Origin of the sequence: Pedococcus ginsenosidimutans, from assembly GCF_039544395.1 — a bacterium.
GTDB lineage: Bacteria > Actinomycetota > Actinomycetes > Actinomycetales > Dermatophilaceae > Pedococcus > Pedococcus ginsenosidimutans.
Genome location: NZ_BAABLO010000011.1, coordinates 192,501 through 213,204 on the forward strand (window position 1 = coordinate 192,501; position 20,704 = coordinate 213,204).

21 protein-coding genes are annotated in these 20,704 nt (G+C 75.0%); 4 read left to right on the top strand and 17 right to left on the bottom strand.

Going from position 1 to position 20,704, the window contains the following annotated elements; genetic code table 11:
- Positions 1 to 4: 4 nt before the first annotated feature.
- From ABEA42_RS11905 to ABEA42_RS11915, 3 genes are read right to left on the bottom strand one after another with little or no spacing between them, the layout of a single operon-like run.
- Positions 5 to 208 carry a Trm112 family protein gene (locus tag ABEA42_RS11905; RefSeq protein WP_345503555.1) on the bottom strand — a complete coding sequence of 68 codons (204 nt, stop codon included), beginning with the start codon at positions 206 to 208 and terminating at the stop codon, positions 5 to 7.
- Positions 208 to 1,665, bottom strand: coding sequence for a phosphomannomutase/phosphoglucomutase (locus ABEA42_RS11910; protein WP_345503557.1), 1,458 nt, complete (start codon positions 1,663 to 1,665; stop codon positions 208 to 210). The genes ABEA42_RS11905 and ABEA42_RS11910 overlap by 1 nt, the downstream gene beginning before the upstream one ends.
- A gap of 18 nt (positions 1,666 to 1,683) precedes the next feature.
- Complete coding sequence (locus ABEA42_RS11915; protein ID WP_056882561.1) at positions 1,684 to 2,094, bottom strand: DUF3499 domain-containing protein; 411 nt, start codon at positions 2,092 to 2,094, stop codon at positions 1,684 to 1,686.
- A 60-nt stretch (positions 2,095 to 2,154) separates the two neighbouring features.
- On the opposite strand from ABEA42_RS11915, the gene ABEA42_RS11920 reads away from it, so the two are divergent.
- Positions 2,155 to 2,601: a metallopeptidase family protein gene (locus ABEA42_RS11920; protein ID WP_345503564.1), complete on the top strand. Its 447-nt coding sequence runs from the start codon at positions 2,155 to 2,157 to the stop codon at positions 2,599 to 2,601.
- 41 nt (positions 2,602 to 2,642) lie between these two features.
- Here the strand turns inward: ABEA42_RS11920 and ABEA42_RS11925 are convergent, their stop codons facing one another.
- The 9 genes from ABEA42_RS11925 to ABEA42_RS11965 all read right to left on the bottom strand — a co-directional run bounded on the left by ABEA42_RS11925 (position 2,643) and on the right by ABEA42_RS11965 (position 11,572).
- Positions 2,643 to 4,133: a DUF5719 family protein gene (locus tag ABEA42_RS11925; RefSeq protein WP_345503566.1), complete on the bottom strand. Its 1,491-nt coding sequence runs from the start codon at positions 4,131 to 4,133 to the stop codon at positions 2,643 to 2,645.
- Positions 4,130 to 7,447: a glycosyltransferase gene (locus ABEA42_RS11930; RefSeq protein ID WP_345503568.1), complete on the bottom strand. Its 3,318-nt coding sequence runs from the start codon at positions 7,445 to 7,447 to the stop codon at positions 4,130 to 4,132. The genes ABEA42_RS11925 and ABEA42_RS11930 overlap by 4 nt, the downstream gene beginning before the upstream one ends.
- A 33-nt stretch (positions 7,448 to 7,480) precedes the next feature.
- Complete coding sequence (locus tag ABEA42_RS11935; RefSeq protein WP_200949197.1) at positions 7,481 to 7,696, bottom strand: WhiB family transcriptional regulator; 216 nt, start codon at positions 7,694 to 7,696, stop codon at positions 7,481 to 7,483.
- 217 nt (positions 7,697 to 7,913) lie between these two features.
- Positions 7,914 to 8,144: a ferredoxin gene (locus ABEA42_RS11940; RefSeq protein WP_345503571.1), complete on the bottom strand. Its 231-nt coding sequence runs from the start codon at positions 8,142 to 8,144 to the stop codon at positions 7,914 to 7,916.
- Positions 8,122 to 9,228, bottom strand: coding sequence for an NADH-ubiquinone oxidoreductase-F iron-sulfur binding region domain-containing protein (locus tag ABEA42_RS11945; protein WP_345503573.1), 1,107 nt, complete (start codon positions 9,226 to 9,228; stop codon positions 8,122 to 8,124). Before ABEA42_RS11945 ends, ABEA42_RS11940 begins: the two co-directional genes overlap by 23 nt.
- Positions 9,225 to 9,785: a hypothetical protein gene (locus tag ABEA42_RS11950; RefSeq protein WP_345503574.1), complete on the bottom strand. Its 561-nt coding sequence runs from the start codon at positions 9,783 to 9,785 to the stop codon at positions 9,225 to 9,227. The genes ABEA42_RS11945 and ABEA42_RS11950 overlap by 4 nt, the downstream gene beginning before the upstream one ends.
- A complete protein-coding gene (locus tag ABEA42_RS11955) occupies positions 9,782 to 10,816 on the bottom strand; it encodes an FAD:protein FMN transferase (RefSeq protein WP_345503575.1) in 1,035 nt (344 codons plus the stop codon). The genes ABEA42_RS11950 and ABEA42_RS11955 overlap by 4 nt, the downstream gene beginning before the upstream one ends.
- Positions 10,816 to 11,091, bottom strand: a complete 276-nt coding sequence (locus ABEA42_RS11960; protein WP_345503577.1) for a hypothetical protein — start codon at positions 11,089 to 11,091, stop codon at positions 10,816 to 10,818. The genes ABEA42_RS11955 and ABEA42_RS11960 overlap by 1 nt, the downstream gene beginning before the upstream one ends.
- A gap of 139 nt (positions 11,092 to 11,230) precedes the next feature.
- Complete coding sequence (locus ABEA42_RS11965; protein ID WP_345503579.1) at positions 11,231 to 11,572, bottom strand: hypothetical protein; 342 nt, start codon at positions 11,570 to 11,572, stop codon at positions 11,231 to 11,233.
- A gap of 109 nt (positions 11,573 to 11,681) precedes the next feature.
- Between ABEA42_RS11965 and cofD the strand changes: the two genes are divergently transcribed.
- Entirely contained in the window at positions 11,682 to 12,656 is a 975-nt protein-coding gene (gene cofD, locus ABEA42_RS11970; RefSeq protein ID WP_345503581.1) for a 2-phospho-L-lactate transferase, read from the top strand.
- Between the two features lie 3 nt (positions 12,657 to 12,659).
- Positions 12,660 to 13,715, top strand: a complete 1,056-nt coding sequence (cofE, locus tag ABEA42_RS11975; RefSeq protein ID WP_345503583.1) for a coenzyme F420-0:L-glutamate ligase — start codon at positions 12,660 to 12,662, stop codon at positions 13,713 to 13,715.
- A gap of 42 nt (positions 13,716 to 13,757) precedes the next feature.
- On the opposite strand, the gene ABEA42_RS11980 is transcribed toward cofE, so the two are convergent.
- Positions 13,758 to 14,702 (bottom strand): DNA-3-methyladenine glycosylase family protein, encoded by a 945-nt coding sequence (locus ABEA42_RS11980; RefSeq protein ID WP_345503585.1) that lies wholly within the window; start codon positions 14,700 to 14,702, stop codon positions 13,758 to 13,760.
- 88 nt (positions 14,703 to 14,790) lie between these two features.
- On the opposite strand from ABEA42_RS11980, the gene ABEA42_RS11985 reads away from it, so the two are divergent.
- A complete protein-coding gene (locus tag ABEA42_RS11985) occupies positions 14,791 to 15,492 on the top strand; it encodes a DUF3105 domain-containing protein (RefSeq protein ID WP_345503587.1) in 702 nt (233 codons plus the stop codon).
- A 144-nt stretch (positions 15,493 to 15,636) separates the two neighbouring features.
- Here the strand turns inward: ABEA42_RS11985 and ABEA42_RS11990 are convergent, their stop codons facing one another.
- The 4 genes from ABEA42_RS11990 to ABEA42_RS12005 all read right to left on the bottom strand — a co-directional run bounded on the left by ABEA42_RS11990 (position 15,637) and on the right by ABEA42_RS12005 (position 20,611).
- Positions 15,637 to 16,503 carry a class I SAM-dependent methyltransferase gene (locus tag ABEA42_RS11990; protein ID WP_345503588.1) on the bottom strand — a complete coding sequence of 289 codons (867 nt, stop codon included), beginning with the start codon at positions 16,501 to 16,503 and terminating at the stop codon, positions 15,637 to 15,639.
- A 10-nt stretch (positions 16,504 to 16,513) separates the two neighbouring features.
- Positions 16,514 to 17,494, bottom strand: a complete 981-nt coding sequence (locus ABEA42_RS11995; protein ID WP_345503590.1) for a lysylphosphatidylglycerol synthase transmembrane domain-containing protein — start codon at positions 17,492 to 17,494, stop codon at positions 16,514 to 16,516.
- The gene (locus tag ABEA42_RS12000) at positions 17,494 to 19,452 is read right to left on the bottom strand and encodes a glycosyltransferase family 4 protein (protein ID WP_345503592.1); all 1,959 of its coding nucleotides are present in this window, start codon (positions 19,450 to 19,452) and stop codon (positions 17,494 to 17,496) included. The genes ABEA42_RS11995 and ABEA42_RS12000 overlap by 1 nt, the downstream gene beginning before the upstream one ends.
- A 79-nt stretch (positions 19,453 to 19,531) precedes the next feature.
- Positions 19,532 to 20,611, bottom strand: a complete 1,080-nt coding sequence (locus tag ABEA42_RS12005; protein WP_345503594.1) for a glycosyltransferase family 2 protein — start codon at positions 20,609 to 20,611, stop codon at positions 19,532 to 19,534.
- Between the last annotated feature and the right edge of the window lie 93 nt (positions 20,612 to 20,704).

Consider the following 20,704-nt stretch of genomic DNA (forward strand, 5'->3'; position numbering starts at 1 on the left):
CGGGTCAGGCCGGCTTGCGGGCTTCGTCGACGAGCAGGACGGGGACGCCGTCGTCGATGCGGTACTGCAGCCCGCACTCGGCGCTGGTGCAGTGCAGCTCCGGACCGGTCGCACCCGTGGCGTCCGCGAGCTCAGAGCGACAGGCAGGGCAGCGCAGGATCTCGCGCAGCCATGGCTCGATCGGGGCTCCTGTGGTCTGCTCGGCCATCAGCCTTCTCCTCTCACCAGGGCGAGGACATCGTCCCGCACCCGTTCCATGGTGGCCACGTCCGCGGCCTCGACGTTGAGCCGCAGCAGCGGCTCGGTGTTGGACGCCCGCAGGTTGAGCCACCACATCCGGTCGCCGGTCGCGTCGGCCCCCTCGGCCGCCGCATGGGTCGCGGTCAGCCCGTCGAGCTCGTCGAACTCGGCGTTCTGCGCGGCAGCCCACTCGCGCACCGTGGCGGTGGCGGCAGCGGCATCGGTGACGGTCGAGTTGATCTCGCCGGACGCGGCATACCGGCTGTAGGCGGCGGTGAGCCGGCTCAGCGGCTCACCCTGCTCGCCGAGGGCGGCGAGGACGTGCATCGCGGCCAGCATGCCGGTGTCGGCGAACCAGAAGTCGCGGAAGTAGTAGTGGGCGCTGTGCTCGCCGCCGAAGACCGCGTCCTCGCGCGCCATCTCGGCCTTGATGAACGAGTGGCCCACGCGCGTGCGCACGCCGCGGGCGCCCTGCTCGGCGATGATCTCCGGGACGGCGGCGGAGGAGATGACGTTGTAGACGATGGCCACATCGGAGGCCTTCGTGCCAGCGGCCACCTCGCGCGCGACCTCACGGGTGGCGACCAGAGCCGTCACGGCGCTGGGGCTCACCGGCTCGCCCCGCTCGTCGATGACGAAGCAGCGGTCGGCGTCACCGTCGAACGCCAGGCCGATGTCGGCGCCGTGCTCGACGACCGCAGCCTGCAGGTCGCGCAGGTTCTCCGGTTCGAGGGGGTTGGCCTCGTGGTTGGGGAAGGTGCCGTCGAGCTCGAAGTAGAGCGGGACGACCTCGAGCGGCAGCTCCGGCAGGCCGGCCCCGGTCCCGAGCACCGCCGGCACGGTGTGGCCACCCATGCCGTTGCCCGCGTCGACGACGACCTTGAGCGGGCGGCTGCCGGACAGGTCGACCAGCCCGCGGAGGAACTCGGCGTAGTCGGCGAGCAGGTCGCGCTCGACGACCTCACCCTGCCTGGTGCCCGACGGCCCGGCGCTGGTCCCGGTGTCGAGCAGCCCCTGCGCGAGGTCGCGGACCGTGGCCAGCCCCGAGTCCTGCCCGACGGGGCGTGCGCCCGCGCGGCAGAGCTTGATCCCGTTGTACTGCGCGGGGTTGTGGCTGGCGGTGAACATCGCCCCGGGCAGGTCGAGGGCGCCGCTGGCGTAGTAGAGGCCGTCGGTGCTGCACAGGCCGATGAGGGTGGCGTCGAGGCCGTGGGCGGTCACGCCGGACGCGAACGCCCGGGACAGCTCCGGCGAGGACGGGCGCATGTCGTGCCCGATGACCACGCCGGTGGCTCCCTCGGGCAGGACGACCGCCTGGGCGAAGGCCGAGCCGAGCGCCCAGGCCACGTCGACGTTGAGCTGCTCGGGGACCAGTCCCCTGACGTCGTAGGCCTTGACGAAGTCGGCGAGGTGGGGCGTGGGCACGCCGCAACCCTAGCCGGGTCAGCTGTCGCGCAGGACGCGCAGGTGCCCGCGTCGGCCGGTCTCGACGGCGCCCGAGGCACCCTCGTCGTCGGCGCGCACGGTGGTGTGCCCGGTGGGGTGTCCGGCAGTGCGTGCCAGCGGCTGCTCGCCCAGGCGGGGGCGTCCCGCCTCGCGGACCGCGTTGGCCAGGGCGAGCAGGTCGTCGTGCGACGGCTCGGGCTCGACGTACTCCCCCGACAGGCGCACGATCTCCCACCCGCGCGGGGCGGTGAGACCCTCGGCGTGGTCGAGGCACAGGTCGTACGTGTGCGGCTCGGCGAAGGTGGCGAGGGGGCCGACGACCGCGGTCTGGTCGGCGTAGACGTAGGTGAGCGTCGCGATGGCGGCCTTCGGGCACGCGGTGCGGGAGCACCTTCTGGACAGACTCACGACCGGGACTCTATGCGACGACCAGGCGGCCGCGGACCCGGCACGCCGTAGGGTGGTCGTGTGACTTCGCCCGGCTCCCCCGCCGCCCGCCGCGGACCGCGCCGGGACCGCCGCGGCCGGGGTGTCCGCGGGCCGCTCGCGTGGCCGGCCGTCCCCGCGATGGTGACCCGGCGCCAGCAGTTCGACGACCTCGTGCTCGACAGCGCCGCCCGTCTCGAGAGCAGGCTGGGGCCGCGGTTCGAGCAGGTCGAGTTCGCGGTCGAGGACGTGCCGACGACCGACCCCGCGCCGTGGGAGCGCGACGGGGTGCCGCTGGGGCGCGCATTCCCCTCGCACGGGCGCCAGCCCGCACGGGTCGTCATCTACCGCAGGCCGATCGAGGCCCGCGCCCAGGACCAGCGGGAGCTCACCGCCATCGTCGGCGATGTCGTGGTGGAGCAGGTGGCGGCGTTGTTCGGCATGGCGCCCGGCGACCTCGACCCCCGCTACGACACCGGCGAGGACTGACCGCCCGGTCCCCACTCCCGGCGAGCACCCCGCCGACGGAGCTAGTGGCGGACCTCGCGCAGCGAGACGCTGGTGGTCCGCAACGCGGCGTCGAGCAGTGGCGTCGAGGTGATGAGGGTGCCGTCGGCGACGGAGATCGCCGAGATGACTCCCCCGTGCACCTGGCCCTTGCCCGAGACCTGGCGCACCCAGACCGAGGTCGTGCCGGCGAGGTTGAGCGTCGCGGAGCTGTCCTTGGCGACGGTCACGCGCTGGGTCTTCGCGGTGCCGGACGCGTCGACGGTGACCACCTCCACCACGGCCGAGTCACCGGTGGCACTGAGGCCGAGACCGCGGGCCAGCGGCTTGGGTGAGCCTGACGGGTCCATGAGCGGCAGCCCGGCCACACCGGTGAGCGCAGGGGTCGAGGACGACCAGGCGAAGTCGCTCGGCGCACCAGGGTTGCCACGGGCGACCATCGCGGCCGCCACGACGGGCACGTCGGCTCGCACCTGGATCCCGACGGTGCCGAACGGCAGCCTGGACAGGTCGATGTCGCGCACCTGCCCACCGTCGAGGCGGGTGACGCTCCCGGTCGGGAGGGCCCGCGGGCCGGTGGCGGTGAGCACCCTGGCCTGGACCACGGCCTCGGCGTCGCCGGGCACGGCGACCCGCAGCACGGCGGGGCCGGCGACCTGGACGGCCGGGATGACCTGGTCACGCGACGGAGGTGCGGTCGGGACCGCGTCGTCGGAGCCGGCCGGGCGGGTGCCGTCGAGCCACGAGTCGTTGACGGCCGCTGCCACGACGCCACCCTCGGCGACGACGTGCAGGGCCGGCGAGGCGACGTCGCCCGAGATCGAGTCGACGAGGAAGGAGGTGCGGCCCCGGGCCGGGACGACGATGCCCTTGCCCTGCGGCGAGGCGAGCTTGCCATCGGGTCCGTGGAGGGTGAGGTCGACGGTGACCGCGTTGCCGCCCGGGTTGGTCAGGACCAGCCGCTCCTGGCGTCCGGGGGCACCGCCGCCGGCGAGGACCCAGAAGTCGGACCCGGCCTGCGTGCAGGTGCTCGAGACCAGCGCCCGGTGGTCGCCCGAGGGCACGAGCCACGACTGGGCTGCCGCGAGTCCGGGGGCCATCGACTGCGACGCCTCGGCGAGGACGCCCGCGCGCCCGGCGACATCGGCGGCAGCGGTGTCCCCGCGGAGGGTGGCCTTGTCCTTGGCCGTGCCGCCCGGCACGGCGGTGAGGGCGACGCTGCCCGGGGCCGAGACCGGGGTGACGCCGGCGAGCGCCGCCGTGGGGGCGGCGGCTGCGGCGACGCGTACCCCGAGCGGGACGTCGTCGACGCCGGGTACGCCGCGCAGCTCGGGGCCGGGGCACACGACGGTCGACCCGCGTACCGGGTCCGTGGAGCCGCTGACGCGCGAGTCGTCCGCCGCCTTCGCACCGAGGGCGATGGCGCCCTGGCTCTGCGTGGCGGCGAGGACGAGGCCGGCGCCGGCTGCGGCCACGAGCACCGTCCGGGCGATGCCGCTGACGGACACGTTCACGAACGCCTCCTCGAGGCACGGTTGCCGAAGGGGATGGCGAGGAACACCACGAGCAGCAGCGCCAGCCCCTGCGCGTAGCGCCAGGTCGCGTCGGTGGGCAGGACCTCGACGGACACCGTGTGGGCGCCGGCGGGCACGGGGTATGCGGTGCCGGCGTCAGCGGGTGCGACGACGTGGCCGTCGACCTCGACGCGCGCGTGCCGGACCCACTCGGCCGGCTCCGCGAGGACGAGGGAGGCGCCACGTGATGCGACGACCGAGGTCACGAGGCGGCTGTGGTCTCCGTCGACGGCCAGGGCCTGGTCGGACCTCGCCGTCACCAGCCGGACCCGTGCGGGGGCGAGCGACCCCTGGCCGGCGGCGGACCCGCCCGGCAGCACGCGCCAGAACGTCACGCCGTCGTGCTCGCCCAGGCGGCCCAGGCCGGCGGTGGCGTCCAGGGCCCGGATCCGCGGGTCGGTGTCGTCGGTGCGCAGGCCCACGAAGCCCACCGCGAGGTCGGACAGGGCCTTGGCGGGGTGGAGCTCTCCCGGTGCGGCGCCCTGCTGGAACAGCTGGCCGACGGCCGTCGCGAGCGCTGTCTGGTCGGGGCGGCCCACGGCGGTGGGTGGCAGTGAGCGCGCGACGTCGGAAGGCTCACGACCCAGCAGGTCGAACGAGAGCCCGGTGCCCTCGGGCCGCAGCAGCAGCATGCGGTTGCCGAGACCACCCTCGGCCTGGTCGACGGCGACCGCGGGTCGGGGGTCGGTCCACGCCCCCAGCGTGTCACCGAGGGTCTTCCACGAGGTCCAGCCCATCCCGGCCACGACGGCGACGACGAGCGCTGCGGCCACGGGCCAGCGGGTCAGCGCCACCCAGCCGCCGCGCGCCTTCGAGACCGCCAGCCCGTCGGCGCCGAGCAGCGCAGCGCCGAGCAGCGACAGGGCGAGCAGCGACAGGCCGGTGCCCGACCAGGCGGTGACGTGGGCACCGGCGATCGGCTCACCCACGGGAACGGTCGCGAGGACCAGCCGTGGGGCGACCAGCGCGTAGCCGAGGCCGAGGAGCCCGGTGAACGAGAGCACGGATGCGGTCCAGCCGCGGCGCCCGGCACGCAGCAGGCCCAGGACCCCGGCCAGCACGACGGGCGCCGACAGCAGCACGGGGTAGGAACCGGGGCCGCCCGGGTGCAGCAGGGCGAGCTGCCACGGCAGCGCCTGGGCGGCGCCCCAGACGGTCAGGCCGGGGCCGGCGAGGAGGAGATCGGGCTTCTCGACGAGGGTCTGCACCCACGGTCCGAGGAGCAGGGCCGGCCCGACGAGCAGGGCCAGGCCGCGCAGGCGTGCCCCACCACGCCCGAGGAGGACCACGAGCACCGCGGCCACGACCGCCACGGGCAGGTAGGCGGGGGCGAAGGCTCCGAGCAGCGCGATCGCGAGCACCGTCGCCGCCGTGACGGTCGTCGACCCGCCGCGCCGCGCGGCCAGCGCGAAGCCGGCGGCCACGAGCGGCAGCAGCATCCCGGTGACGAGGCCGCCGAGGCGACCGGTCGCGACGGCGGACGTGAGCACGGCCGTGCTCCCCCACGCGAGCGCCGCAAGCGCCCGCGGCCAGCGCGAGTGGGTCACCACGCGGGCGCCGAGGTAGGCAGCGAGGGTCGAGACGGGCAGGGCGAGGGTGACGAGCAGCGCGACCGCCGACCCCACCGGCGAGGAGGGCGGCCCCACCACGGGCAGGTGGGTGAGCAGCCAGGCGAGCCCGGCGAGGACCACGAGGTGCGGGCCCTGCTCGACCGACTGGCCGAGCCCCGCTCCGTGCCAGCCGTCGAGCCACAGGTGCCACGCCGACCCCGCGGTGGCCCGGCCGCCGAGCAGCTCACCCCCGGCGACGCCCGACGTGAGGCGCGCGAACACCCCGCCACCCATCGCGCGCGTGGCCGCCAGCGAGGTGACCGTGGCCAGGAGCACGGCGAGCAGGCCCGGGTTGCCGGCCGCACGGGACACCCACGTGGAGCCGAGCACGTGCAGGTCCTGCGCCTCGTCGGCCACCGGACCGGCCTCGACGACCTCGGTGGCCGGCTCGAGGACACGGCCGTCGTCGAAGGCGACCTGGTCGTGGACGAGGTCGCCGGTGTGGCGCAGCACCGTGGAGGCGGGCACGAACAGGCCGACGAGGTCACGGCGGCGTACCCGGCGCGTGCCCCGCGAGCGCCAGCGCGCGCCGAGCACCCGTGCGGGGGTGAGGACGGCACCGAGGTCCGAGAGCTCCGCCCACGCGGCCCGCGGCCTCTTGGCGACGAGCAGGGCGAGGGTGGCGACGAGGCTCGACAGGGCGACCCAGACCGCGAGCGGCGGGAGCGCCCACCACGCACAGCGGGCCAACGCGACGCGCCGGGCCTGGCGGCGCATCCGGGTGCTCGTGTCGCCGGAGCCGGACGGGCTCTCGTCGGCGTCCACCTGCGGGGCTCCGGTGCGCACCGTTGCCTTGGGCACGACCACGACTCGGTGTCCGGCCTGCTGGGCGCGCCACGAGAAGTCGACGTCGCCGCCGAAGTCGCCGAACGCCCGGTCCGGGCCGCGCAGGCCCTCGAACAGGGCGCGCTCGACGAGCATCCCGGTGGCGGGGACCGCCAGGACGTCGGAGCGGCGGTCGTACTGGCCCTGGTCGGGCTCCCCGGGGGCCGGGGACGGGATGACGCGCCCGCTGCGGGTCAGCTGGACGCCGACCGAGCGCAGGGCACCGGGGAGGGTCCAGTCGAGGAGCTTGGGGCCGGCCGCGCCGACCGAGGGCGAGCGGCGTACGGCGTCGAGCAGCCTGGCGAGGGCCGTGGGGGCTGCGGCGCTGTCGCAGGTGAGCACCCACAGGTGCTCGACGGCCGGGGCGCGGTCAGCCGTGACGTCCTGGGAGTTCGCGTGACCGGTTTCGCCGGGGGTGGCGTCCGCGGTGCCGCGGTCGGGCTCGCCGGCCTGGGCGAGGGCTGCGCGGACCGCCTCGGTGACCGTGGTCGTCCCGGGGACGGTGACGTAGGAGGCGTGCGGCACGGCCTCGGCGAGGGCACGGTGGGCCCTGACCACCTCGACGGCGTTGCCGTCCGGGCCGGGGTCGACGACCAGGAGGCGATCGGGGAGCCGCGTCTGCCCGGCCAGGGAGTCCAGGGTCTGCGGCAGTGCGGACGCCGGGCCGCGGAGCACGAGCACCGCGGTGACGGTGGCCGCGACGGCAGTCGCCTCGGCACCTTCCGCGCCCGGGCCGGTGCCCGCGTCGGAGCTGGTGCTGGTGCCGGGGGCGGAGGCCGAACCGGCGTCGGTCGTGCGGTGGGGCGGGGCCAGCGTCATGAGCTCGTCACGAGGGGGTCGCCGGTCCGGCGACTAGACCGCACGCTTCTTGAGCTTGCGGCGCTCCCGCTCGGACAGACCGCCCCAGATGCCGAAGCGCTCGTCGTTCGCCAGGGCGTACTCGAGGCACTCGGAGCGGACCTCGCAGCCCACGCAGACCTTCTTGGCCTCGCGGGTGGAGCCGCCCTTCTCGGGGAAGAACGCCTCGGGGTCCGTCTGGGCGCAGAGCGAGCGCTCCTGCCAGGACATCTCTGTGTCGTCGCCGCCGTCCAGGGCGACCAACTGAAGTTCGTGCACGGCTTCCTCCTCGACCCGGTGCCGTTGTCGCCACCGGCCCGATGACAACAATGGAATTACACGCGTGTCATACGTGGTTCGTCAAGCGGAAGTCTGATATTTGCCCGATCGGATGAACCTTGATAGGGACGCACCGCCCGAGGGCGGCGCCTCCACCATCGAGCGTAGGTCAGCTCCGTCGTCCTTCGTACAGGGCCATGGCCGGGCAGAGGCGCACGGCAGCCGCCCTGGCGCGGTCGCCGTCGTCCACCCCTCCGGCGGCCTCGTCGAGCACGACGGGGTAGCCCCACTCGTCGAGGCGGACGCTCCCCGGGAGCAGGCTGGCGCAGACCCCGTGACCCGTGCAGGCGACCCGGTCGACCCGCAGGGTCGGGAATTCAGTGGGTGAGGACGCGCTCATGGCTGCTCCTGAAGGGGTGGCTCGCGGCGCAGCGGCCGGAGGTGTGGTCGAGGAGGTGGTCGGACAGGACGCGCAGCGCCGAGGTGGCCAGGCCGGCCACGCCGTCGGGGAACCGGCACGCACCGCGGCCGGTGACCGAGGCGGTGCGGCGCAGGAGCCGCTCGCGCGCGGCCACGGGTGAGGAGCCGGCGGCCAGCTCGCGCCAGTCGGCGGCGATCGCCGGCAGCCCGAACATGCAGGGGCCGCACTGCCCGGCGCTCTCCCCCGCGGCGTGGTCGAACCAGCGGGCCAGCTCGGCCACGGGGCAGCCGTCGGGGTCGAGGACGTGGACCACACCCGAACCGGGCCGGCCCCCGTACGCACGCAGCCCCTCGGTCGACCACGTGGCCGCGGCAGCCTCGGCGCGGGCGAGCAGGACGCCGCCGAGGCCGCCGACGATGACCGGGCCGCTGCGGTCGAGGTCGCCACCGGCCGCCGCCACGATGTCGCGCAGCGAGACCCCCGTGCTGGTGGCGATGACCCCGGGCCGGGAGACGTCCCCGCCGACGCCGACCAGGCGCGGCCCCGGCTCGCCCGGCAGGCCCTGCGCCCGGAACCACTGCGGCCCGTGCTCCACGACCTGCGCGACGCGCCACAGCGTCTCGGCGTTCAGCACCACGGTCGGGCTGATGCGCCGCCCGTCGCTGTCCGCGCCGCCCATGACGAACGGCTGCCGCTTGGTCATCGGCCGCGCCAGTCCCCCCTGGGCCAGCGAGATGAGGGACGTCTCCTCGGAGGAGACGTACCGGGCGGGCGCCGACAGGACGTCGAGGCCCGCGGCGCGCAGCCTGGCCTCGGTCGCCGACCCGCGGTGGGCGGCGTACCGGACGCGTCGCCCACCGACGAGCGTGGCGCCGCGGACGAGCGCCGGGAGGTGGTGCTCCACGACGTACGCGTCCTTGACCGCGCCGATCTCGCCGTCACAGGCGTTGACGATGAGCGCGGCGCCGTGCTCGTGGGCGGCGCGCACCTTGGTCGCGGTGCTGAACGCGGCACCCCCACGGCCGGTGAGCCCGGACTGCTCGAGGAGCTCTGCGAGGTTCATGACCACTCCTGGGTGAGGATCGCCTGGCGGCGCTCCTGGTCGGCGTGGCGGGCCACGGCGCGCCACGTGAGGGCGAGGCCGCCGACGGCGGCGCAGGCGACGGGTACGAGTCGCAGCAGGGGCTCGTTCGCGGTGCCCATGGCGTAGCCGTGGACGAGGGCGAGCGGCCACAGGGCGAACGCCGTGAGGTGCACGGCCTTCCACGCGCGGCGGGAGAGGCGGTGCCGCAGTAGCGACGTCGCGACGACGGCGAGCACGATGTCGAAGGCGAGCGTGCCGAGCCCCACCCACAGGGGCTGGTAGCCGGCGGTGAACGGGACGAACGCCGAGATCCAGTCGATGCTGACGTAGGTCTCCAGCACCGCCGTGCCGATGTGGGCCAGCAGGAAGGCAGACGTGCCGAGGGCCAGCGACCGGTGCAGGCCCACGACGACGGTCTGGCTCAGGGCGCGGCTGCGGCGGCCGGCGGTGAGCGCCCCGAGGACGAGCACCGCGGTCAGCAGGACGATGCTCGCCATGCCGGTCGCCCGGGACACGAACCACAGGAGCTCGTTCATGCCGCGCTCCTGCCGCTCGCGCCCGGCCGGGGCCAGCCGGGCGTGGTGACGACGGCGCCACCTCCGGCCGGGTCGAGCCGCGCCGGTATGCCGCGGGCAGCCAGCCACGCGGGCGCCTCGAGGCCGAGGACCACGGCGGCCGTGGACGCGGCGTTGGCCTCCACCGCGGTCGCCGCGGCACAGGTGACCTGCTCCCAGACCACGGGCGCGGTGCGACCGGTCCGGGGGTCGACGATGTGGTGGCGGGTGCCGCCGCGGTGGGTCCACGTGCGTCGCCCCGTCGAGGAGGTGGCGAACGCCTGCCCGTGGCTCGCCACGACCTGGCGCACCTCACCCGCGGTCCCCTCCACGGCGACCTGCCAGCCGTCGGCGGGCAGCTCGCCCGACACGGCGAGGTCGCCGCCGAGGTTGACGAGGAAGCCGCCGTCGAGCGACGCGGCCAGCCGGGCGGCGATGGCGTCGGCGGCCCACGCCTTGGCGCTGGCCCCGAGGTCGAGGACGGTGCCGGCCGGCACGCGCACCCGGCGGAGCGACTCGTCGAGGTCGACGCTGCGCCAGCCCGGCACGACCGGGGCGTGCTCCTCGGTCCGGCTGTCGGTGGTCCGGCCGTCGGTGGTCCGGCCGTCGGTGGTCCGGCCGTCGGGGCCAGCGGTGCGGGCGCGGACGACGGCGAGGTCGTCGTCGTAGCCGGAGGCGATGACCGCTCCCCCGACCGTGGGGTCGACCAGGCCGTCGGTCAGCCGCGCCGAGCGCAGGGCCGCCGCGAGGCTGGCAGCGAAGACGGGCGACACCAGCGCGGTGGCGTCGCGACCGGCGTGCTGGCGGGCGAGGGCGCTGACCTCGGAGTCGGGCCGGAACCGTGAGACGGCCGCGTCGAGCTCGGCGAGGTGGTCGCGGGCGACCGAGATGGCCGCGCCCAGGGTCTCGGGCCGGGTGACGATCAGGTGGTGGTGGGTGCCGATGGCCTCGAACGACGCAGAGGCCGTGAACACGTGCTGCCCCACCCGCGTGGTGTCGGTGTGCACGGCCATCACGACCCGCTCGTGCTGCTCTGGGCCGACCCGGTGCCCGAGGAGACGCCGGAGACTGCGCTGAACCCGCTCGAGGCGGAGGAGCCGGAGCTGCTGGAACCCGAGCTGGAGCCAGAGCTCGAGCTGCCGGAGGTCGATCCGGTCGAGCTGGCGGTCGTGGTGCCCTGGTCCTGCGCGAGGTGGATGCCGACGGCACCCGCGCCGAGCGTCGAGGCCAGCAGGACGCCGGCCGTCCAGCGACGGGCCAGGCTCAGGGGATTGCGGGGGGTGCTCATCGGGTCGGTCCCTTCTCGTGGGTTGTTGTCCTGCTTCGACACTCGCGTCGCCCCCTGTGCGGTTCCTGTGCGACGCCTACGGACCCCCTCCGGAACGGATGTGTGTCTCCTGTGAAGCGGCAGTGCGCCCTCGCCAGGCTCACGAACCGCCGCTGCCGGACTGCGGCGCCCCACCACCGGGCTGGACCGGCGCCACCGGCTGGAACCCCTGCGCCGGGGCAGGCGCCTGCTGGGTCGTCGCGCGGTGGTGCGAGGGCCTGGAGCGGGCCCTGGACGGCGCCTGCGCCTGGGGTTCCGGCTGGGGCACCTGCTCGCCCCGGACCGCCCGGTCGTCGGGGACCTTCGTGGCCGCAGCCGCGCTGGCGTGGTCGCCGGCCAGGTGCACGGCCACCACCCCGGAGCCCACTGCCGCGGCCAGCAGGGACCCGGCGGTCGTGCGCCGGATCGTGGTGAGGACGCGCTGGGGGTCTCGTGATCTCATACCCCGACGGTGCGGCGGCCACCTGTCAGCAGGCTGTGGCCGGGCTGGGGGGTTGCCCGCGGGCCTCCCCCGCGGACGGGCGCGGGGGCGGGCTGGAAGACTGCACGCCATGCGCATCACGGCACTGGCCGGCGGCGTCGGAGGCGCACGCTTCCTGCGCGGCCTCCGCACCCACCTCGACCGCACCCCCGGGCTCGACGACACCGAGCTCACCGTCATCGGCAACACCGGCGACGACATCAGCCTGTTCGGCCTGCGGGTCTGCCCGGACCTCGACACGCTCATGTACACGTTGGGCGGCGGCATCCACGAGGGGCAGGGCTGGGGCCGCGCGGACGAGAGCCACCGCGTGCAGGGTGAGCTCGCGGCGTACGGCGCCGTGCCCCAGTGGTTCGGGCTCGGCGACCTCGACCTCGGCACGCACGTCGTGCGCTCCCAGTGGCTCGGGCAGGGGGTGACCCTGTCCGAGGTCACGGAGCGGCTGTCCCGGCGGTGGGGGTTGGCCGACCACCGGGTCCGGCTGCTGCCCATGTCCGACTCCCCCGTCGAGACCCACGTGGTCGTCGAGGACGAGGAGGGACAGCGCGCCATCCACTTCCAGGAGTGGTGGGTGCGGCACCAGGCCGCGATCCCGGCCCAGCGCTTCGTCGCCGTCGGCATGGACCGCGCCACCCCGGCCCCCGGGGTCCTCGACGCCATCCGGCAGGCCGACGTCGTCCTCCTGCCGCCGAGCAACCCGGTCGTCTCGATCGGCATCATCCTCGGGGTGCCGGGGGTGCGGGATGCCTTGCGCGGCACCGCTGCCCCCGTCGTGGGGGTCTCCCCGCTCATCGGCGGCCTGCCCGTGCGCGGCCACGCCGACGCCTGCCTCTCCGCGATCGGCGTGGAGGCCACGGCGTCCGCGGTCGCCGGGCTCTACGAGGACTTCCTCGACGGGTGGCTGGTGTCCGAGGAGGACGCCGAAGGGGTGCGCCTGCCGCGCGCCACGGTCCAGGGGCGACCGCTGCTCATGACCGACCGCGACGCCGCCGCCGACATCGCTGGCGCCGCCCTCGACCTCGCCCTCCAGCTCGCGAGGCGCTGACCGGTGAGCGGCCTGACGCTGCTGCCGGTCACGGGTGTCCCCGAGGTCGGCACCGACGACGACCTCGCCGTGCTGTTGCTCGCAGGGCTGCGCACCTCCGGTGTCGAGCTCGCCGACGGCGACGTCCTCGTCGTCTCCAGCAAGGTCGTCTCCAAGTCGCTGGGGCTGTGGGCTGACGGCGCCGACCACAGCGCCGCGGTCGCCGCCCAGACGGTGCGGGTCGTCGCCGAGCGGCGATCCGGCGACCGGGTCACCAGGGTCGTCCAGGCGGTCGCCGGACCGGTGATGGCTGCGGCCGGGGTGGACTCGTCCAACACCGGTGGCCGCGACGACGTGCTGCTCCTCCCCGCGGACCCCGACGCCGAGGCCCGTCGCCTGCGGCTCGCCCTCCTGGAGGCCACCGGGCTGCGACGGCTGGGGGTGGTGCTCAGTGACACCGCCGGCCGGCCGTGGCGAGCAGGCCAGACCGACTTCGCGCTCGGTGCCAGTGGCCTCGAGGTCCTCGACGACCTGCGCGGTGGCCACGACGCCGACGGCCGCCCACTGCACGTCACCGCGCGCGCGGTGGCCGACGAGCTCGCCGCCGCCGCCGACCTCGTCAAGGGCAAGACCGACGGCGTCCCCGCTGCGGTCGTCCGCGGTTCGCGGTGGGCGAGCGCCGACGCCGGGCCGGGCGCCCGGGCGCTGCTGCGGCACGGTCCCACCGACTGGTTCGGCCTGGGCAGCGCCGAAGCCGTTCGTGCCTCGCTGGGCACCCTGCCGGGTACGGCTGCCGCCCTCGAGGACGGGATCCCTTCCGTGGCACCGGAACCCGTCGGCGACCGCCTCGGCCGTGCCGTCGCCGTGGCCCTGCGGGGTGCCCCCGAGGCCGGTGTCGACGTCGGCAGCCGCGACGGCACCCACGAGCTGCGGGTCAGCGCCCCCAGTGGCTACGAGCTCGGGGTCGCCGTGACCCGCCTCCAGGTCGCCCTGTGGGGCGAGTCGCTTCAGGCGCAGGCGCCCGAGCAGGTCGAAGGGCTCGAGGCGACACTCAGGGTGACCGAGCTCCCCCGCACCTGACCGCGCGTCCCGTGCACCACCCGCGGGTTCCCCGCGTGCTGCTCAGCGGCGGGTGGGGAGGTGGGTGCGTGGCGCCATCCGCGGCCCCCGACGGGGCCGGAAGTGGCCGTCGAGCTCAAGCAGCCGCTGCACGCGGTACCGGTGCCCGCGGTAGGGCTCGAGCAGCTCGGCGAGGACCTCGTCGTCCCGCGCCTCGCCCAGCAGCGCCCAGGTGATGTTCTTGGCCACGTGGTAGTCGCCGAAGCTCACCGCGTCGGCGTCACCGAGCGCGCGCTGGGCCACCTCCGAGGAGGTCCAGACGCCGATGCCGGGTACGGCGCGCAGCCGGGCCCGCGCCTGGGTGGCCGTGAGCCCGACGCACTCCTCGAGGCGCCCCGCGACCCTGGCCGCCCGGACCACCGTCGACGACCGCGCGCCGTCGACCGAGGCCCCCAGCCACTCCCAGGAGGGGATGGCCGCCCAGGTCGCTGCGTCGGGGGCGACCCACAGGCGTCGCGCCTCCCCGGGACCCGGCGCCCTGCTGCCGAACCGGTGGACGAGCCGCCGGTAGCCGCCGAACGCCTCCTGGCCGGTGACCTTCTGCTCGATGATGCCGGGGACGAGCGCGTGCATGACCAGGCCGGAGCGCGGGACGTGCCACGCGGCGTACCGGCGCCGCGCCCGCTCCACCTGCGGGTGGTGGGCGACGAACCCGCTGTCGTCGTCGGCGTCCCCGAGCAGCTCGGGCACCTGCGCCAGCGCCCACTGCGCGCCGGGCCCCCACGCCGTGGCGACCACCTCGCCGAGGTCGTCGCGCTGCTCCAGCCGCAGGGTCGCCGCCCCCTCGGGCGTCGGCAGGCCGAGCCACCAGCCGTCGCCGCGGTCCGGCTGGAACGTCGGGTCGCCGCCCCCGCGGCGCAGGATCGTGACCAGCAGGCCCACCGAGACCGGTCTCCGGGAGCGCCAGGTGCGACGGTGCTCCGCACTCGTCGGGGGGACCGGGGACATTGGCCCAGTGTCGCGCGTTCGGGTGACAACGACCCAAGGCGGGCCCCGTAGACTCTGCGCGACCCGACCCCGAGCCACCGAGGAACCCGTGAGCAACAAGCGAGCCAGCCAGGACCGCAAGGCGCGCCTGGCCGAGATCCAGAACCAGCAGAAGGCCAAGGAGCGCAAGGTCAAGGCTGGCATCGGCATCGCCCTCGTCGTCCTGCTGCTGGGCCTCGGCGGCGTCGTCGCGTACGCCGTCAACGACGCCAAGTCCGGCCAGCTCCCCAATCTCGGGGTCTCCGTCGCCGCCGCGTCCTGTGACCCGGCGACGACCGACAGCGGCGGCGGCACCGGCGAGCACGTCGGGCCGGGCACCAACAAGCCCGACGAGACGTCGGTGAAGTACGACACCGTCCCGCCCAGCCACGGCCCGCACTTCGCCACCCCCGACGTCAGTGGGCGCGACTTCTACACCGCTGCCGACCGCCCGCCGCTCGAGACCCTCGTGCACAACCTCGAGCACGGCTACACGATCCTCTGGTACGACGGCGCCAAGGTGAAGGACACCGCGCTGCTCAAGGACATCGCCGACAAGGCCGACAAGCTCCCCCAGTCCTCCGGCAAGTTCAAGGTCGTGGAGTGGGACGCCAGCCGTGGCGCCTTCCCGGCCGGCAAGCCGTACGCGCTCGTGCACTGGGCCAAGGACGCCGGCCACCGCCAGATGTGCGGGGGCCTCTCCGGCCAGGCCGTCGTGGACTTCGTGAAGAAGTACCCCGCCAGCGACACCCAGGAGCCCGGCGCCGCCTGACGCCGACTCCACACGTACAGACAGGTGTGCCGCCCGCTCGTTTGCGGGCGGCACACCTGTCTGTCGTGCAGGTTCGGTCGCGGGCCGGTCAGCCGCGGGCGCCAGCGCCGGTCAGCGGCGGGCGCCCACGGCGGTCAGCGCCATTCAGCGGCGGCGGAAGGTCAGCAGGATGAAGGTGTAGTCCTGGCCGACCCGGTCCCAGTGCACCGGCCGCTCGGAGTGCGACAGCGCGTCGGACGTGGCGAGGTCGCCGACGAGCTCCAGGCCCGCGGACTCGGCGGTCGCGACGAGCTCGCGAATGTCCTCGGGCCCGAAGATCTTGACCTCGCTGCCGTACGCCGTGCGGCCCGTGGTGTCGGGGGGCGACTGGTCGTAGTCGGTCGAGACGCACAGGACACCACCCGGACGCAGCACCCGGGCGCTCTCGCGCAGGAACGCCTCGACGGGCACCCCGTGCTCGATCACCGACATGCAGGTGATCGCGTCGAGCGAGCCGTCGGGGAGGCCGGTGGCCGTCACGTCGCCGTGCCGGAAGACGACACCGTCGCGGTGCACCTCGGAGCCGAACTCGAGGTTGATCCCGAGAAGCGAACCCGGCGCGGAGCCGAGGCCGTAGAGCCGCAGCCACGGCAGGACGGGCGAGTACCGCGCGCTGCCGGCGTCCATCACGCGGGCCGAGCGCGAGCCGTCGTCGGCCAGGCGCAGCACGGCGCCGACCGCCCCTAGCGCGTCCCAGTTCTTCGGCAGGTCCCGGTGCAGGGGCAGCCGCAGGTGGCGCCCCTCGGCGACCGCGGCCTCCCAGTCGGCGGCGGTGCGCAGCACGGCCGTCGGGGGGACGGTGGTCGGGACGGGGCGGTTGGCTGCATACCCGCGGCGGGCCTCGGCCCGGCGCTGCAGGGCGACGCGACCCCACAGGACTCGTTCGGCCGCGCGCTTGGCGACGGCGAGCAGGGGTCCCCCGGGCGGTGCGGCCACCTGGCCCGAGGCGGACGCCTCGTCTGGTGTGGTCATGGGCGTCAACCTATCCCGCGGTCGCGTCGTCCACGACGACATGGTCGCGCTCACGTTCCTCGCGCGTGGTGATGAGGTGGTGGCGGCGCGCGTAGGCCCAGCCGAGCAGGGCGAACAGCACGTCGGCCAGCACGGTGAGGAACCGCGACAGCACGACGACCGCCGTGGCCGCCGAGGTCGAGCTGATCGGCGCCAGCATGAGCACGAGCAGCCCCTCGCGCACGCCGACCCCGGCCGGCAGGACGACGCTGAACATCGCCAGGGACGACGCGAGCGCGAATCCCGAGAGCGTCGCGACGAGCAGGGCCGGGAGGTCTGCGCTGGCGCCGGTGGCCCGCAGGAGGACCAGCGCGTGCAGGCCGGAGGACAGCCAGGTGAGGACGAACAGGCCGCTCGCCTTGGCGATTGCGCGCCCGGAGAGCTGCTGCTCGAGGGGTTCGCGGCGCAGCACGCGCAGCACCGTGGCCACGCCCCAGTTGAGCAGGGGCGGGTAGAAGGCCACGCCGAGCACGGGGACGGCGAGCAGGGCCATCCAGCCGGTCGTGGTGGCGTCGCCCCCGGTCAGCAGCAGCGGCACCGCGGGGAGCCCCACGACGAGCCCGCAGATCGCGGCGATGGCGACGGACAGGAACGCCACGACCGCCGAGCGACGGCGAGGGATGTGCAGCCTGGCGCCCATCTCCGCCTGGGCGACGATGCTCCACACGGCACCGGGCAGGTACTTCCCCAGCTGCCCGACGAAGAAGACGCCACCGGCCGGCGCGACGTGCAGCGGTGAACCCAGCTCGGCGAGCAGCACGCGCCACCCCAGCATGGTGAGCACCGGGGGGATGCACGCCAGGGCGGCGGCGAGGACGAAGGTGGGTCCGTCGACCTTGTCGATGTCTGCGGAGACGGCGGCCCAGTTGCGCGCGACGGCGACCGCGACCGCGGCGACCACGAGCAGGGCCAGGGTCGTGCGCAGGATCGTGGAGACCCGTGAGCGGCTCATCAGCGCCTCCTGAGGGTGAGCCTGAGCAGGCCGTACGCGGTGTCCGTGCGGGTGGAGGTGCCGGAGGCCTGGCGCATGCGACCGGTGATGTCGCCGTCGAGGTCCCCGACGAGGACGAACCCGAGGTCGTGGGCCCGCGCGAGGACGGCCCTGACGTCGGCCGGGCCGAGCGCCCCCTCGGCGCTGCCGGGCCCGATGGGCAGGGTGATGCAGAGCAGGCCACCGGACTTCAGCGCCCACGACGCCTGGCTCATCGCCTCGTCGACGTCGTCGGCGTCGCAGCCGCCGGGGTGCAGGCGGACGATGACGTCGAGCGAGGCCGTGTCGACGTCGAGGACCTCGACGGACGAGCGGTGGCCGGTCAGCTCGAGCTCGACGGGCGCGAACCCGATCGCCCGGGCCCACCTCGACAGGGGCGAGCGCGCGCCGGACTCGTCGACGATGACGGCGCTGCGGCGACCGTCGTCGCGGACCCGCACGATCGCGGCGAGGGCGCCCAGGGCTGCCCAGGCGGCGATTCCGTCGCTGCAGCGCGGCAGCCCGAGCGAGCGCGCGAACGCCTTGGCCTCGTCGGCGTCGTGCCCGTCCGCGAGGATGTCCGAGGCACGGACCCAGTCAGGCAGGTCGGCGCGCCCCAGCTCGACCGCAGGCCTCGACGCCGCCACGATGCCGCGCACCGCCGAGGACACCCGGTGCCGCAGGTGCCCGACGACCGCGGCGGGGCCACCGCCGTCGGGGTCGCCGGCGGCGTCCGCGTCGTCCGGGTCCTCCCCCTCGGCCGGTTCGACGGCGGCGAGCGCCTCGATGGTGCCGACGTAGTTGGCCCACGGCCCCGAGAGGTCGGGCGGTCGCACCGCGGCGCGCAGCTGCTCCGTGTAGTCGCGGTCAGCGAGACGTCGCAGCGCCTCCACCAGGGCGTCCAGGTCGCCCGGCGGCACGAGGAGGCCGTCGACGCCGTCGCGCACCTGGCTGCCGAACGTGCCCACGTCGGAGGCGAGGACGGGTAGGCCGTGCTGGCGGCCGAGCAGGGCGTTCTGCGAGGCGGTGGCGCTGCGGTAGGTCAGGGCGAGCACGTCGTGCGACGCCAAGAGCGGCGCGAGGCGGTCAGCAGGCACGTAGCCGCCGTGGACCTCCACCCGGTCCCGCAGCCGCGGGTCGCGGGCCAGCTCCTTGACGCGCTCCCCGCTCGACCCCCACATCTCCCCCGCGACGGTCAGGGTCGGCCCGGGCACCCGGGCCAGCGCCTCCATGAGCAGGTCGACGCCCTTGTACTCGCGCACCATCCCCAGCGCGAGCAGCCGCGGCGGGCCGTCATGGGTGACGCGCTCGACGGGGGCCCCGCCGGGCAGGTGCGGCGGGAGGTCGGTGACCGAGACCCGCGGCGCGTGGAGCTCGTGCGCCAGGCGGGCCTGCGCGTCGCTGTGCACCAGGACCGCGTCCACCCGCTCGAAGAGCTGCTGCATCAGCTCACGGTCGCCGAGGTGGGTCTCGTGGGGCAGCACGTTGTGGGCGATGACGAGGGTGCGCGGCCCGGTGCGGCGCGCGCCGGAGGCGGCCCCGCGGCGTACCGGGCCCGCTGCGCCCGCGCCGCGACGCCCTGCACCGGCGGCACGCAGCAGCGCCAGGTGGGCGGGGACGACGGCCGGGATGACGTGGACGACGACCACGACGTCGAAACCCCGCAGCCGCCGTCCGGTCCGCACCCAGGTGTCGGGACGGGCCCAGCTCAGGGCGCGGACGGTGCGCGGGAACGGCTCCACGTCGGGTGCGCCGCCGGGCACGGCCTGCTCGCCCGGGTAGAGCTTCGAGGGGTACAGGTGCGACCACGACACGAGCGTCACGTCGTGGCCGGCCTCGGCCAGCTCGTGCGCGAGGCTCGTCGTGTGGGCCGCCACCCCACCCTTGTAGGGGTGGGTGGGTCCGACGACGGCGACCTTGAGCGCGGCGATCGGCGTCACCGCAGCTGCCCCCGGTGGTGGGGACCGGCGCCGGTGCTGCGGCTCACGCGAGCCGGCCACGCGGCATACCGCAGCGTCGTCACACGCCCGTGCGCGAACGCACGACGAGGTCGGACAGCAGCGCCAGCGAGCCGATCATGATGCCGCTGACGATGAGCAGCACGGTGCTCGCCGGGAAGTAGAACGGGTGGCGCACCATGTCGACCACGGCCTTGAGGACGCCGATGACCACGAGCCACAGAGCCGGCGGCATGAGCACCTTGAGCGGGTCGAAGTACATGACCATGCGCAGCACCTGGAGGATGTAGCGGTAGGCGTCGCGGACGAAGTGGAACTTGCTGACGCCGGCGCGCTTGGCGTAGCTCGTCGGGACGTACTTGATGTCGTGCTGGTTGGACAGGAACGCCAGCGTGATCGTCGTGACGCAGCTGAAGCCGGGGGGCAGGAGTCGCAGGTAGGGCAGCGACACCTCGCGGCGGAACGCGCGCAGGCCCGAGTTGAGGTCGGGGATCGTCTGGTTGGAGAGCTTCTCGGCGATCTTGCGGATGAGCCACTTGGCCGGGACGCGGGCCCACTTGTGCGTGCCCTCCTCGGTCGTGCGGGCGCCGACGACCTGGTCGTAGGACTCGTCGTCACGCAGGATCCGCACCAGCTCGGGGATGCGCTCGTTCTCGTAGGTCATGTCGGCGTCGGTCCACACCACGATCTCGCCGTGCGCCTGCTGGGTGCCGATGCGGCGCGCGGTGCCGCTGCCACCGTTGCGGCGGAACGGCATCACGCGGATGTTGGCGTAACGGGTGGCGGCGTCGCGCAGCACCTCGAGGGTGTCGTCGGTCGAGGCGTCGTCGATGCAGAGCAGCTCGTAGGTGAACTCGCTGGAGTTCATCGCGGCCGTGATGCGGTCGATCTCCTGCAGGACGTGCTCACCCTCGTTGAAGCACGGCAGCACGATGGTGACGTACGGCTTGTCCGCGTCGTGCGCGCTCTGGGGCGTCGCGGCCGTGCTCGGCAGGTACGCCGCGTCGGCCGGGTGCACCGCCAGCGGCCCGTCCGGGGTGGCGACCGGACCGCTCGGCGCGGTCGGGATCTTCTGGGTCTCCGGCGTCGACGCGGGGGCTGCGACGGGAACGGCCGGACCGGTGCTGGTGTGCTCGCTCATCTCGGCGCCGAGCCTACCCGCCACCCGCCGCGCCGCCGCACAGGCGACGAGCGAGACCGCCCCGCGCGCCGCGGCCTCGTCCTCTCCGGAGTC